Here is a 13,314-nt window from a genome sequence, read left to right as displayed (position 1 = left end):
CATGCTGGCTCTATTGGCCACCATCTTGCTGATTGCCCTGGCCTTTATGCTGCCCATTGGGCTGACCGTGTTTTTGGCAGTGCGTTTTGTTTTCGCTCTTACCGTTATCAAGCTGGTCACCCAATTCATCACCCGCTGTCCGGTCAGTGCGGGTGATGCGGCGAAGGCTGTTATTTACAGTCTGTTTTTTACTGCATTGGCCCTGCTCGCCTTGCATCAATCCGGCTTGGACTCAAGTTTCGGCACCTTGGCGGGATTTTTGGAACTAGCCGTGTATTTTGGTGCACAGATGGTCGCCTACAGCATGACGCTGAACATCACCATGGTAACTGCCTTAACCGTTTCCATCCTGACCACGCTTATTTATACATGTGTGACTAGGGCCCTTGTCTACGTTGGTTGATAACTGTGGTGGCACTGTCCTGGCCGCAGGCAAATTTGTTTTGGTTTTAAGGCGGCACTCATGCCGCAGCCGTTTTTCTGGAGAAAACTATGGAATCAATGGGTGCTTTAAAGCGCACACACACCTGCAACGACCTGGGCGTACAGGACCTGGGCAAAGAATGCGTTCTGATGGGTTGGGTCTTGCGTCGCCGCGACCACGGCGGCGTCATCTTCATCGACCTGCGTGACCGCTGGGGCATCACCCAGGTGGTCTTCAACCCGGAGGTGAACGCCCAGGTCCACGCCAAGGCCCACCAGCTCAGGAGCGAATGGGTGCTCGCGGTGCGCGGCCATGTGGAAAAGCGGCCCGCGGACATGGACAATCCCAAGCTCTTGACCGGCGCCATCGAGGTGATGGCGGACGAGCTGCGCATCCTCAACACCAGCGAAACCCCGCCCTTCCCGCTGGACGAGGATGTGGAAGTTTCGGATACGCTGAGACTCCAGTACCGCTACCTCGACCTGCGCCGGCCGGAAATCGCCAATAACCTGATTCTGCGGCATCAGGCCATGCAGTGCGTGCGGGCCTATCTGAACAGCCACAATTTCCTGGAAATCGAAACGCCCATGCTCACCAAGTCCACGCCCGAGGGCGCGCGCGACTATCTGGTGCCCAGCCGCGTGAATCCAGGCAAATTCTACGCTCTGCCCCAGTCGCCCCAGCTCTTCAAGCAGCTTTTGATGGTGGCGGGCATGGACCGCTACTACCAGATCGTGAAGTGCTTCCGCGATGAAGACCTGCGCGCCGACCGTCAGCCCGAGTTCACCCAGATCGATATGGAGCTGAGTTTTGTGGACGAGGAGGACATCATGGGCCTGGTCGAAGGCCTGATTGCCGAACTCTTTGCAGGCATCAGGGGCCAGCGGCCCAAAACGCCTTTCCCGCGCATGGACTATGCCGAGGCCATGCGGCGCTTTGGCAGCGACAAGCCGGACACCCGCTTTGGCCTGGAACTGGTGGATTTGAGCGAGGCCCTCAAGGGCTGCGGCTTCAAGGTCTTCCAGAGCGCGCTGGAAAAGGGCGGCCTGGTCAAGGCGATCAACGCCAAGGGTTGCGGTTCCTTTTCCCGCAAGGAGCTGGACGATCTGACCGCCTATGCGGCCCGCTTCGGCGCCCGCGGCATGGCCTGGATCAAGGTCAAGGAAAACGAGTGGCAGTCGCCCATTACCAAGTTCTTCAGCGAGTTGGAAATCGCGGCCATGCGGGATGCGCTGGACGCGCAGCCGGGCGACCTGATTCTTTTTGGCGCAGACACGGCCAAGGTGGTGCATCAGGTGCTCTCCGAGTTGCGGCTGGAACTGGGTCGTCGTCTGCATCTCCTGGACCCGAAGAAGGACAATTTCCTCTGGGTTACGGACTTTCCGCTTTTGGAGTACGACAGCGAGGCCAGGCGTTACACCGCCGTGCACCATCCCTTTACCGCGCCGAAAGAGGCAGATCTGCCGCTTCTCGAGACTGAGCCCGGCAAGGTCAGGAGCCGGGCCTATGATCTGGTGCTGAACGGCAACGAGGTGGGCGGCGGTTCCATCCGCATTCATACGTCCGCCATGCAGCAGCAGGTCTTCAAAGCGCTGGCCATTGGCGAGGCGGAGGCCAGGGACAAATTCGGCTTTCTTTTGCGGGCACTGGAACTGGGCGCGCCGCCCCACGGCGGCATCGCCTTTGGGGTGGACCGGCTGATGATGCTCCTGACCGGCGCCAGCTCCATCCGTGATGTGATTGCCTTTCCCAAAACCCAGAAGGCGACCTGCCCCCTCACCGACGCGCCGTCCACGGTCAGCCGTGCGCAGCTCACCGAACTGCACCTGCGGCCGGACTGGAAAGAAGAAGGCAAGGCCTGAGCCATGGCCGGATTCAGCGCCGGACAATGTGTGCGGACTCACCGGAGCCGCTTCTGTTCCGGCCCCGAGCCTGGAGGTCTGGGCGGACGGGACAGGGGCAGCCTGCCCGGAGCGCTCCAGCCCCATTTTCCGGCGGGTGCCGCTGTTCGCTTTTGCAGGCACGGACAAGAAACACCAGCGCCTGTGGTCATGCGACCCAGGCGCTTTTTTTGCCTGCGGGCTTCGGCGCTTCCGCCTTGGTCTTGCGCGGGCCTGATTTCAGCACTATGGTGCAGGCATCATGTGCATCGCGGCGGCCCGGATTGGCAGGGCCGGCGGCGGGGCTCAATGACAAGCACGGAGGGGCATCATGGCCAGCAGCTTTGGCGATCTGTTTCGGGTCAGCACCTTTGGCGAGTCCCATTGCCGGGGCGTCGGCGCCGTTGTGGACGGCTGTCCGGCCGGCATGGCGCTGACGGAAGCGGACATACAGCCCCAGCTCTCGCGGCGGCGGCCCGGTCAGAGCAGCATCACCACCCATCGGGACGAAGAGGACAGGGTCGAGATTTTTTCCGGCACCGAAGGCGGCAAGACCCTGGGTACGCCCATCATGCTGCTGGTGCAGAACACGGACCAGCGGCCGGGCGATTATGGCGAAATGCGCAGCATTCCGCGGCCCTCCCATGCCGACTACACCTACCAGATAAAATACGGCATCCATGCCGCGAGCGGCGGTGGCCGGGCCAGCGCCCGGGAAAGCATCGGCCGGGTGGCGGCCGGGGCCATTGCGGAAAAATGGCTGCGGCTCAGGTATGGGGTGGAGATCGTCGCCTGGGTAAGCGCGGTCGGTCATATCGCAATGCCGCAGCCGGACCTGAGCTGCATGAGCCGGGACCGGGTGGATGCCCACATCACCCGCTGTCCCCATCCGGAAAGCGCTTCCCGGATGCAGCAGCTCATTGAGGAGCTGCGGGCAGCGAAGGATTCCACCGGCGGCATTGTCAACTGCCTGTGCCGTCAGGTGCCCGCAGGTCTGGGGGAACCGGTCTTTGACAAACTGGAGGCGCGGCTGGCCCAGGCCATGCTGTCCATCCCGGCGACCAAGGGCTTTGACATCGGCTCCGGCTTTGCGGGGATAAGCCTCAGAGGCAGCCGGCACAACGATCCCTTTGTCAGCAAGGGCCAAAGGCTCGGCACGCTGACCAACAACAGCGGCGGCGTGCAGGGCGGCATCAGTAACGGCGAAGACATCGTCTTCCGTGTGGCCTTCAAGCCGGTGGCAACCATTGGCCTGCCCCAGGAAACGGTGGATTTTGACGGCAGTCCGGCGACGCTGAGCGCCAAGGGCCGGCACGACCCCTGCGTGGTGCCCCGGGCCGTGCCCATTGTCGAGGCCATGGCCGCCCTGGTGCTGATGGATATGGCCCTGCAGCAGCGGGCGCATGAGCAATGAACATTTTCCCACGGCCCGCATCGGCGGGAGGCGGTGTTTTGCGTGCACCCACGTGAAACCGGGGCAAAGCCGCCTGAACAGTCCAGCCGCAGAAGCGGCACAACCAAGGAGCACATCATGGCGAATTTGAAGGGCAGTAAAACCGAAAAGAACATCCTCACCGCCTTTGCCGGCGAATCCCAGGCGCGCAACCGCTACACCTTTTTTGCCAGCCAGGCCAAAAAGGACGGCTTTGTGCAGATCTCTACGATTTTCGAGGAAATAGCGAATCAGGAAAAGGAGCATGCCAAGCGGCTGTTCAAGCTGCTGGAAGGCGGCGAGGTGGAGATTACCGGCAGCTTTCCGGCAGGCACAATCGGAACCACTTCCGAGAATCTGGCGGCAGCGGCAGGCGGCGAGCATTACGAGACCAACGTGATGTATCCCGAATTTGCCAAAACGGCACGGGAAGAAGGCTTTGAGGAAATCGCCAAAATTTTTCTGGCCATTGCGGTTGCGGAAAAGCAGCACGAAAAGGTTTTTCTGGCCCTCAAGGCCAACGTGGACCAGGGCACGGTCTTCAAGAAGGACAAGATCGTGGTCTGGCGCTGCCGGAACTGCGGCTATATCCACGTAGGCACCGAGGCGCCGGCACGCTGCCCGGCCTGCAACCACCCAATCGACCACTTCGAGATTCTGTGCGAGAACTGGTGAGTTGATCCTGTCTGACGAAAGATGTGCAAAGGGCGGGCCGCCGGGTTCGCCCTTTGTTGTTTTTGTCACGTGGCTGCCATCTTGCAGAGCTCACGAAGGTTTTGTTCACGCGCCACATACGGGCGCTCGCTTCACTCCTCGTCGCAACAAGTGGGACAACGTATAGCAGCCCGTTGAAGAGAGGTTGATTTTCCGAAGGGGATGCAAAGAGGCTATTATGCCCGTGCGTGTCATTTGTTCCATCTCGAACAGGCAATGGGTGCGGCCATCGTTTAGGCTCAGGCCTCATAAATTGTCAAAAAGCAGAAAATCTGGTTGCTTGTGCTCAAGGAGGACGCCATGAGCCAACTTTTCTCCCTTTCTGCCGAACAACCCGAGCGTATCAAGCCCTTCTTTCCACGTTCATATGGTATTCCGCGGGTCGATGACCGGAAAGTCATCAGCGGCATCATTTATGTCATCAAACATGGCCTGCAGTGGCAAGATGCGCCGCGCGAGTATGGTCCGTACAAGACGCTCTACAATCGTTTTTTTGCGCTGGAGCCGGATGGGCGTCCTCAACAATATTTTTACCGAATTGGCAAAAACAGCGGGACAGGATGGCCAGGTGATGATCGATGCGAGCCACCTCAAGGCGCATCGTACCGCCGCCAGTTTGCTCAAAAAAGGGCTCTTTCCCGCTGCATCGGACGCACAAAGGGTGGGCTGAACTCCAAAAACTCCATGCCCTTTGCGACGGCCACGGCAGGCCAGGTGAGCGACTACAAGGGAGCCGCCCTGCTTATGGATGCCATAGATGCTTTGCCCGAGACCAGGGAGCTGCTGGCAGACCGTGCTTATGACGCGGGCTGGTTCCGTGATGCCCTGCGCGCCAGAGGCATTACACCCTGCATCCCTCCCAGACGGAGCCGGAAGAGACCCTGCTCGTACGATCAAGATCTGTATAAACAGCGGCACAAGATCGAGGTTATGTTTGGCAGGATCAAAGACTGGCGGAGAAGAGCCATGCGTTATGACTGCTGCGCGCATACCTTCTTTTCAGCTCTGTGCCTCGCGGCTTCCGTCATATTCTATCTCGATTAATGAGGCCTGAGCCTAGTTTGGCTCTGCGCGCTGCCTCGTCCGTGGTCGATTGCCAATCCTTGTTGGATGTCTTTTCGCCCTGGCGCCTGCGGTCAAAGGCGAACAATTCCGCCTGGGTCGGCGTCCTGCTGCCGCTTGCCTCTGCCAGGCGACAAGCACTTCCTGATAAATCTCGCCCCTGTCCCTGCTGCGCACAATGGCGCTTCATGGCCGCATTCGCCGCCATGGCAGAGGCGTCGATCCCCTCATCTTTGCCATGCAGCAAACTGGCTTTTTCCAAAATGTGCAGCATAGGGAGGAGTGAGCGGGCACGGATTCACCAGAGGCAAGGCCCAAGAATTCCCGCAGGGACAGGGCATCGCGAACTGCGCCGGCAGATGCCGGGCCCAGAGTCGATGCCCCGAAACAGCCGATCATGAGCATGCGGAAAGAGCGGCCCGGCGGGATGGAGCTGCGGCCAGATTTTTCGACGGAGAATGGAGCGCAGAGCTTTTCGGGGAAGGTATCAAATCCTTCCTCGTGCAGGAGCTGTTGCAGCCGCTGGTACAAGACCTGCCCCTGACTCTGGGGCCGTTGATCGTACGAAAGCCACAGGCTCTTCTGCCGTGCCTGCCTCCGGTCAGGACGCATGGACCCCTCCCCTCGACAACGTTTGATCGCCTGGGCACCATTATGCCCTGCCTGGAGGCTTTTCAACAGGCTGGTACAACAGCAGAGGGCACACAGGTAGTCGCGCTGATTGACGGTGTTACTGCGGAAAGGCTGCTGGCCGACAGGGATCTGACACCGATGCGATTTTTGAGCAGGCGGCAAGACAGGGGATATCGCCGCTCATTGTGCCCAAAAGCAGGCGTACAGAGCGGCGTGGTGAGGACAAAGAGCCTGACAAGGCCAGGCACCTGACAGCAAACGCCTTTCCGCGCCTGAAGCGGTGGCGTGGCATAGCCACCCGAGATGCGAAGCATACGTCTTCATTTCTCGCGGCGTTCATATCAGGTGGCTTGTTTTATGGCTCCAATTTCGTGACTGCACGGTCTGGACCGTCCATGGCTGTCACTTTCCGCAGCACCCTGGGCAAGGGCCGCTCCCCACGCTATTTTGCCAACTGACGCTCCACCTTCTGGTCGATGCTGTTCAGGGCCAGGGTCAGGACCTCGTTGCCCTTGCCCGAGGCGGTCTTCAGCTCTTTGCCCCATTGCCGCAACATGGTGGTGTCAATTTTTCTGGTCCTGTTGTCCTTGCACCACTCCCGGCCGATTTTGTCGCCCAGCTCACGCAGCCTCTCCTTCTGCTCAAGCTGCTCGCTCAGGGGCAGGCGGGAGAGCAGGTCCTGGGAAATACTCACCCAGCCGACAGCCAGAGCGTTGCCTTTCTGAAAAATTTCGTACCATTTTTTCTCCTGGTCACTGAGTTCTGCCGGCACGGTATAGGTCACCTTGACCGGCTGCGCTTGGGCTCCAGCGACGACCGGCGCAGCCACAGCCACGATCAGGGCCGCGGTGATGCAGAACAAAATGGAATGCAGCATAAAGATTCTCCTCTTGAACATGGTATGTTTTGATAAATTAGTTTTTTCTGGCAGTGCTGACACTGGCCTCTGCAAAGGTCGCCATCTGGGTCAGCACCCGGGCCGCCGCCTCGACAAGGTTGAAGGCCAGCGCCGCGCCTGTACCCTCGCCCAGGCGCATCCCCAGTTGCAGCAGCGGTTTTTTGCCCAGGAAAGCGCACATGGGGGCGTGGCCCGGCTCGGCGCTTCCGTGGCCACAGACGATAAAGTCTCGCACAAAGGGCTCCAGCTTGTAGGCAATGAGCGCGCCGGCCGTTGAAATCAAGCCGTCCACCACCACCGGCTTGCGTTTGGCCGCTGCACCCAGGATCAGCCCCGCGATTGCGCCCAGTTCAAAGCCGCCGACTTTGGCCAGTATGTCCAGACCATCCTTGGCATCTGGCCGGTTTTTCTGCAGCGCCGCCTCAACGACTGCCACCTTGTGCGCCAGACCGGCATCGTCCAGCCCGGTGCCACGGCCCGTGAGTTCGATCACGGGGCGGCCCGTAATGACTGCCGCCACGGCGCTGCTGGGCGTGGTGTTGCCAATGCCGATTTCCCCGGTGGCAAACAGGTCTGTCGAATCGGCCAACTGGTTCGCAATTTCAATGCCCGCCTCCACCGCCATGACCGCGTGCGTGCGGCTCATGGCCGGGCCAAGCAGCATATTGTCCGTTCCGTGACCGATCTTTTTGGCAATAAGGGCGCCACTGGCCACCAGATCCGAAAAATCCTCCTTCGCGCCCACATCCACCAGCGTAATCTCCGCACCTGCCTGGGAGGCCAGAGCATTGATGCCCGCGCCGCCGTTCACCATATTGCGCAGCATCTGGCCCGTCACTTCGACCGGATACTGGCTCACCCCCTCGGTGGCAACCCCGTGGTCGCCCACCATGACGACCACGCGTTTTCGGGCCACGGGCGGATGCAGCGAACGGGTGATGCCGGCGAGGTCCACAGCCAGATCCATCAGATCGCCCAGGGCCCAGAAGGGCATGGTGAGTTCCGAGAGGCGGGCTCTGGCCCGGTCGCGCCATTCGTTGTCCTGCGGGCAGATTGCACGAAAGGTGCGGTCCAGAAAGCTGGAAGCTGAGATTTGAGGCATTGTCGGTTCCTGTCTGTCTGATCGCGGTTCACTGGGCCAACAGGCCGTTTTGCCGCAGAATATCCTGAATCTGCCGGGCAAGATCCATGCTGTCCTGGGTGCCAACCGTGATAATGTGGTGCGCATTCTGGCGGTACAGGGGCAGCCGTTCGTCAAAGCGTTTTTTGGCGGCCTCAAGGTTCTGGAAGAGCGGGCGCATCACGGTCTGCTGGTCACCGGCACAGACATGCAGGTGCCGGCAGATGGTGTCGAAGTCAGCGTTCAGGAAGCAGACCTGGCCCAGCTCCATGAGCCCCTGCACCTGGAAAAAGCCCCCACCGGTAGCGACAATAGTATGATCGACCGAAGAGGCGAGCCAGTTGGCCAGCCGCTGCTCCAGCCGGCGAAAGGCGTTTTCCCCATGGCTGACAAAATAGCTTTTGATGGAGCAGTGGAGCAGCGATTCGATCAGATCGTCGGTGTCCACGGCAAAGAGGCCGGTCAACTCGGCCAGTGCCCGGGCAACACTGCTCTTGCCCGCACCCATGAAGCCGGTGATAAGGATATTTTGTTTCATACCTGCTACGGGGAAGCGCCAGATCTGATTTTTCCAGGATCGTTCCATTTACCATGACTGCGAACCGCTGTCCAGCTTTGCCCCGATTCGTGCAGGTGCCGCAGTCCAAGGCCGGCCTCATTTCCCTAAAAAACCGCCAGCAGCCTGTTTTTTACAACAAAAAGTTGTATAACGAGAATCATAAACCAGCAATCGTGTCCGGCAGAGACAAAGCCTGAGGCCGCTGCGCCCTGCGTTTTGCCCGATGTATCCGCAGCCTTTTCCAGCATTATACCGCACCGCTGCCTGGGATTCGTGAAGCCGGGGCCGTCGTCCCGCAGGATGAGTCGAAGTGATCGGGGCCTCCTGCCGCAAGCCTCTTGGTCCCTTGCCCGGATACAGCGCAACCTGCTCCTCCATCGCACCTGTTCAGAGGTTCAAGCATGACCGCATCGCAAAGCCGCCCGACCCGCTACGCCTGGCTTTCCATGGCCACGGCGCTCCTGACCATTGTGCTGAAGACCGGGGCCTGGATGCTCACCGGCTCGGTGGGCCTGCTTTCGGACGCTGTGGAGTCTATCGTCAATCTGGCGGGCGCGGTTTTTGCGCTGGTCATGCTGAGCTATGCGGCACGGCCGGCAGACGAGGGCCACCCCTTTGGTCATGACAAGGCGGAGTATTTTTCGAGCGGTTTCGAGGGCATGCTGATCATCTTCGCTGCCGGCGCGATTCTCTATGCCGCAATCGACCGGCTGCTTCATCCGGGCCCTGTGCTGGGCCAGATAGGCGTGGGCCTGGCCGTCTCGGCCGTGGCCTCGGTGCTGAACTTCGTTACAGCCCGCATCCTGCTGCATGCCGGCAGGGTGCACGAATCCATCAGCCTGGAGGCGGATGGCCGGCATCTGATGACGGATGTCTGGACTTCGGCGGGCGTGCTTGTGGGCGTGGCCTGTGTATGGCTGACCGGCTGGATGCAACTGGACGCCTTGATTGCCGGGCTGGTGGGCCTCAATATCCTGTATACCGGCTACAGCATTGTGCGCCGCTCCTTTGACGGCCTGATGGATTCGGCTTTGCCGGAGGAAGAGATGGAACGCATCAAAAAGGCCATGCAGCCCTACGAGCAGGAGGGCATCGTTTTCCACGCCTTGCGAACCCGGCGCGCCGCAGCCTCCCGCTTCGTGACCGTGCACATGCTTTTTCCCGGCCACTGGACCGTGCACTGTGCCCATTGCCAGGCCAGCAAATTTGAAAACGCAGTGGCGGAACTCCTGCCCAATACCACAGTCAGCACCCATCTGGAGTCCCTGGAGGATTGGCGCTCCTATCAGGAACTGCCGGAAGTGGAGCGGCCGGCGCTGCCAGGGTACCGTGAAGGGCTGGGCAAAACATGTCCAGGACGGGCCCACTGTCCACCGAACGCGGAAGAACAACAGTGAAGGGGTCTTGAATCACTGCTGTCCCACAGATTTTTTCCATGGTGCAGGCTGTGGAGAAACAGGATGTCGAGCAGGTGATGCGTGCATTTGGATTGCAGAGGCATCGGGCTTCGGTTTTTATTGGGTCATGGCGAAAAACAACGCGCTCGGGCAGTACCTGTGCCGTGGTACCTGATGAGACCGGGTCGCCACTTATGGGGCGCATATGTCCAGAAATCCGGAGGGAAAAGGTGGATAAACAAAATGGTCGGGGTTGGCACCGTTTGCTGAGAGCGAGCGCATGCACCTGGGCCGGGCTGCGCGCCGCCTGGGTCAACGAAGCGGCCTTTCGTGAGGAGGCGCTTGCCGCACTCGTTTTCCTGCCCCTTGGCCTGTGGCTGGGCGAAAACGGCGTGGAGCGGGCACTGCTTGCCGGCAGTGTGCTGGCCATCCTGCTGGTTGAACTGCTGAACAGCGCCATTGAGGCCGTGGTGGACCGGATCGGCCCCGAGCGGCACGAACTTTCCGGCCGGGCCAAGGATCTGGGTTCGGCGGCAGTCGCCTGTGCCATCGCCCTGGCCTGTCTGGTCTGGGTCTGCGTCCTGCTACTGTAGCGCCGGTTACCAGGTGCGGACTCTGCCGGTGTCCAGATGCACAAAATCGGAATCAGGATAGAAGCCCACCCCGCCGGCCTGGAGGTCAATGGCGTAGTCGCGCAGCGCTTCGCTGGCCACTTCGGAAAAACGCACGTCAATGGCCTTGCCCTGCATGTGCAGACTGTTCCCCGCGACGCCGCGGCTCCGGCGTTTCAGGGCAGCATTGGTGTGGGGCGATCTGTAGCCTGAAATCACGGAAAAGACGCCCCTGCCGCCAATCCGCTTTTGCAGAGCCCAGAGGATATCCATGAGTTGGGGATCAATGGGGTGGATCTCGCCCGTACGGAAATCGCCCAGATAGGCGTTGAGCTGATTCATGGCCACCGGGTTGTATATGCGGCCGATTGCATAGGTCAGCTCCAGATTCTTTTCGGTATGCGTGTGGTAGAAGGCCAGGCGGCGCCGGACCGGAGGGACGGCCGCCCTGACGCTTTGGGGAACCGGGCACAGCAGCAGCCCCGCGCCCGCGGCCAGGGCTCCCCGGAGAAAGGCGCGGCGTGAAAGGCCTGCGTGCCCGTCGCTTATTGCTTCTCTGTCCATAATGCGTTTCTTTTTACCATTACGAAAATTTCCTCTCCTCAAAACTTATTAGAAAGCAGGATTGCCGCGCTTTGTCAAGCCTGCGGCCCGAGTTTTTCGGCCCAATGGTTTTTTCCGAACGTGTCCGGGTCACGCCATTCAGAGCAAACCGTCCAGCAGGCGGGTGCACATGTCGGCCCGATTGAGGGTGTAGAGGTGCACGCCCGGCGCTCCGCGCTCGAAGAGTTCCCGGACCTGAGACCGCGCGTGGGCGATGCCGACTTCGAAGGCCGCTTTCGGCCCCTCCCGCTCTTCCGCATCCAGCAGCTCGTTGATGAGGCTGCCGGGCACGCGGGCGTTGCAGAGCTTCAGGGTAAAGCGCAGCGAGGCCAGACTGCGCACCGGCAGGATGCCGGGAATGACGGGCGCGGTGACACCCAGTTCACCCAGACGTTCGACATAGTCGAAGTAGCTGCGGTTGTCGAAAAAAAGCTGGGTGATGCCAAAGTCCGCGCCAGATTGGAACTTGTCGCGCATCACTTTGAGGTCTGACGAAAAGGAACGGGCTTCGGCATGGCCCTCGGGAAAAGCGGCTGTGCCCACGGCAAGCCCCGGGCTGTGCTCTCTGATGTGGCGAATCAGGTCGGCCGCATGGGGAAAGGCCGCGAACAGTTCCTCATCCGCACCGGTGAAGGCGGCTGGCCGGTCGCCGCGCAAGGCCAGCACATTGTCAATGCCGATCGCCTTGATTTCATCCAGAAAACGGTCGATACTTTCCGGACTCGCGAGCACCCCGGTCAGGTGCGGCATGACCGTGAAGCCGCAACGCTCCGCCAGCAGCCGGCAGATTTCCAGGGTGTTGCTCCGGGAAGAGCCGCCTGCACCATAGGTGACGGAGACGAACAGCGGCTTCAGGCCGGCCAGTTCGCGGGCGGTCTGCAGAAAGGCCGGCCAGTCCTCCCGCTTTTTCGGCGGAAAAAACTCCAGTGAAACAAAAGGTCTCTTTTGAGCGATTGCTTCCGGGATGCGCACGTGTGTTGCCCCTTCTATTTGCTGTTGCCCCGGGGATCCCGAGCAAAGCGGGCCAACCACCAGTCCCCGGGATCGTAAGCTGCCCCTTTCACCGCAGAAGCCAGACCGTTCAGGGGAAAAGGTACCGTTCGCCGCAGCCTCCGAGCACGCTGCAGGCCGCGGTCATGCGGCACATCCGCGCTTCGTCTGCGGTGTTTCCGGAGCCAGCCGGGTGGCCCTGGCGGCACAGACGGTGACAGCCCCCTGATGTCTGCCATGGTAGTGGCCGCCCCCGGTTCCAGCAGGCCGGCTGCCACCTCAATTTCCTGCCATTACTGCCGTTTCATACCTTTTTCCAGGGTTTTTCCGTCCCCTGCCGCAGCCGTTCGATATTGCCGCGGTGCCTGCTCCAGATCAGCGCCATCACGACCAGGGCCAGTGGAATATGCCAGGAGCTGCCGCGCAGGATCCAGATCCAGAGGGGCAGGGAGGCCGACGCGGCCAGGGAAGCGACGGAAACATAATTCGTGCGCCAGAGGGCGATGAGAAACACCAGGAGGGCCAGCGCCACGGCACAGGGGTCGAGGAACAGAAAAAGCCCCAGCGCCGTAGCCACGCCCTTGCCGCCGTGAAAGCCCAGATACACGGGAAACATGTGGCCCAGGACTGTGGCCGCGCCAGCCAGCCCCAGAACGAGCGGCTCCCGGGTGCAGAGGCTGAGGCAGGCGATGGGCAGGAAACCCTTGCCTGCATCGCAGAGCAGGGTCAGCGCGCCCAGTTTTTTGCCCAACAGTCTGGTCACATTGGTGGCGCCGATGTTGCCGCTGCCCTGGCTGCGGATGTCGATGCCGCTCTTTCGTGATAAAAGCAGGCCAAAGGGAATGGAGCCGACAAGATAGGAAAGGATGATACTCAAAAGGCCAAAACCGCTCATGCTTGCTCCCTGAAAGGGGGAATTCCCGTGTGATTGGCTGGGCATTCCGGGCCTGCCGCTTTTGGGCAGCGGTAAACGGAGTGCTAATCTACTGTA

Annotated in this window: 15 protein-coding genes and 1 pseudogene; 8 read left to right on the top strand and 8 right to left on the bottom strand. The window is 60.7% G+C overall.

Features of this window, described 5'->3' with window-relative positions; genetic code table 11:
• The first annotated feature begins 1 nt into the window (after position 1).
• The 5 genes from CAY53_RS03570 to CAY53_RS03550 all read left to right on the top strand — a co-directional run bounded on the left by CAY53_RS03570 (position 2) and on the right by CAY53_RS03550 (position 5,494).
• Positions 2 to 403 carry a hypothetical protein gene (locus tag CAY53_RS03570; RefSeq protein ID WP_104935969.1) on the top strand — a complete coding sequence of 134 codons (402 nt, stop codon included), beginning with the start codon at positions 2 to 4 and terminating at the stop codon, positions 401 to 403.
• 89 nt (positions 404 to 492) lie between these two features.
• On the top strand, positions 493 to 2,286 hold the full coding sequence (gene aspS, locus CAY53_RS03565) for an aspartate--tRNA ligase (protein WP_104935968.1): 1,794 nt from the start codon (positions 493 to 495) through the stop codon (positions 2,284 to 2,286).
• 349 nt (positions 2,287 to 2,635) lie between these two features.
• Positions 2,636 to 3,718: a chorismate synthase gene (gene aroC / locus CAY53_RS03560; protein WP_104935967.1), complete on the top strand. Its 1,083-nt coding sequence runs from the start codon at positions 2,636 to 2,638 to the stop codon at positions 3,716 to 3,718.
• Between the two features lie 117 nt (positions 3,719 to 3,835).
• The gene (rbr, locus tag CAY53_RS03555) at positions 3,836 to 4,411 is read left to right on the top strand and encodes a rubrerythrin (protein WP_104935966.1); all 576 of its coding nucleotides are present in this window, start codon (positions 3,836 to 3,838) and stop codon (positions 4,409 to 4,411) included.
• Between the two features lie 339 nt (positions 4,412 to 4,750).
• Entirely contained in the window at positions 4,751 to 5,494 is a 744-nt protein-coding gene (locus CAY53_RS03550; RefSeq protein ID WP_245874869.1) for an IS5 family transposase, read from the top strand.
• On the opposite strand, the gene CAY53_RS12475 is transcribed toward CAY53_RS03550, so the two are convergent.
• Together CAY53_RS12475 and CAY53_RS14170 are read right to left on the bottom strand one after the other, a co-directional pair.
• Entirely contained in the window at positions 5,475 to 5,786 is a 312-nt protein-coding gene (locus tag CAY53_RS12475) for a hypothetical protein (protein WP_146106386.1), read from the bottom strand. The genes CAY53_RS03550 and CAY53_RS12475 overlap by 20 nt on opposite strands.
• Positions 5,699 to 6,124 (bottom strand): transposase, encoded by a 426-nt coding sequence (locus CAY53_RS14170; RefSeq protein ID WP_483863836.1) that lies wholly within the window; start codon positions 6,122 to 6,124, stop codon positions 5,699 to 5,701. The genes CAY53_RS12475 and CAY53_RS14170 overlap by 88 nt, the downstream gene beginning before the upstream one ends.
• A gap of 72 nt (positions 6,125 to 6,196) precedes the next feature.
• Between CAY53_RS14170 and CAY53_RS13370 the strand changes: the two are divergent.
• A pseudogene (locus CAY53_RS13370) lies at positions 6,197 to 6,506 on the top strand (transposase family protein); the annotation flags it as partial.
• Positions 6,507 to 6,587: 81 nt separating this feature from the next.
• On the opposite strand, the gene CAY53_RS03540 reads toward CAY53_RS13370, so the two are convergent.
• Genes CAY53_RS03540 through CAY53_RS03530 form a run of 3 tightly spaced genes read right to left on the bottom strand, consistent with a single transcriptional unit; the run spans position 6,588 to position 8,701 of the window.
• On the bottom strand, positions 6,588 to 7,022 hold the full coding sequence (locus CAY53_RS03540; RefSeq protein WP_104935963.1) for a hypothetical protein: 435 nt from the start codon (positions 7,020 to 7,022) through the stop codon (positions 6,588 to 6,590).
• A gap of 37 nt (positions 7,023 to 7,059) precedes the next feature.
• Positions 7,060 to 8,145, bottom strand: a complete 1,086-nt coding sequence (gene cobT, locus CAY53_RS03535) for a nicotinate-nucleotide--dimethylbenzimidazole phosphoribosyltransferase (protein WP_104935962.1) — start codon at positions 8,143 to 8,145, stop codon at positions 7,060 to 7,062.
• A 28-nt stretch (positions 8,146 to 8,173) separates the two neighbouring features.
• On the bottom strand, positions 8,174 to 8,701 hold the full coding sequence (locus tag CAY53_RS03530) for a shikimate kinase (RefSeq protein WP_181040404.1): 528 nt from the start codon (positions 8,699 to 8,701) through the stop codon (positions 8,174 to 8,176).
• 422 nt (positions 8,702 to 9,123) lie between these two features.
• Between CAY53_RS03530 and CAY53_RS03525 the strand changes: the two genes are divergently transcribed.
• Positions 9,124 to 10,119: a cation diffusion facilitator family transporter gene (locus tag CAY53_RS03525; RefSeq protein WP_104935960.1), complete on the top strand. Its 996-nt coding sequence runs from the start codon at positions 9,124 to 9,126 to the stop codon at positions 10,117 to 10,119.
• A gap of 194 nt (positions 10,120 to 10,313) precedes the next feature.
• Entirely contained in the window at positions 10,314 to 10,712 is a 399-nt protein-coding gene (locus tag CAY53_RS03520; RefSeq protein WP_104935959.1) for a diacylglycerol kinase, read from the top strand.
• A gap of 6 nt (positions 10,713 to 10,718) precedes the next feature.
• On the opposite strand, the gene CAY53_RS03515 is transcribed toward CAY53_RS03520, so the two are convergent.
• The 3 genes from CAY53_RS03515 to plsY all read right to left on the bottom strand — a co-directional run bounded on the left by CAY53_RS03515 (position 10,719) and on the right by plsY (position 13,218).
• Complete coding sequence (locus CAY53_RS03515) at positions 10,719 to 11,294, bottom strand: YcbK family protein (RefSeq protein WP_104935958.1); 576 nt, start codon at positions 11,292 to 11,294, stop codon at positions 10,719 to 10,721.
• Between the two features lie 138 nt (positions 11,295 to 11,432).
• Entirely contained in the window at positions 11,433 to 12,305 is an 873-nt protein-coding gene (locus CAY53_RS03510) for a methylenetetrahydrofolate reductase (RefSeq protein WP_104935957.1), read from the bottom strand.
• 322 nt (positions 12,306 to 12,627) lie between these two features.
• Complete coding sequence (plsY, locus tag CAY53_RS03505) at positions 12,628 to 13,218, bottom strand: glycerol-3-phosphate 1-O-acyltransferase PlsY (protein ID WP_104935956.1); 591 nt, start codon at positions 13,216 to 13,218, stop codon at positions 12,628 to 12,630.
• Positions 13,219 to 13,314: the final 96 nt, after the last annotated feature.

Origin of the sequence: Desulfobulbus oralis (assembly GCF_002952055.1) — a bacterium.
Lineage (GTDB): Bacteria > Desulfobacterota > Desulfobulbia > Desulfobulbales > Desulfobulbaceae > Desulfobulbus > Desulfobulbus oralis.
The sequence above is the reverse complement of the archived record's forward strand: the minus strand, read 5'-3'. Positions and strand labels throughout refer to the sequence as shown.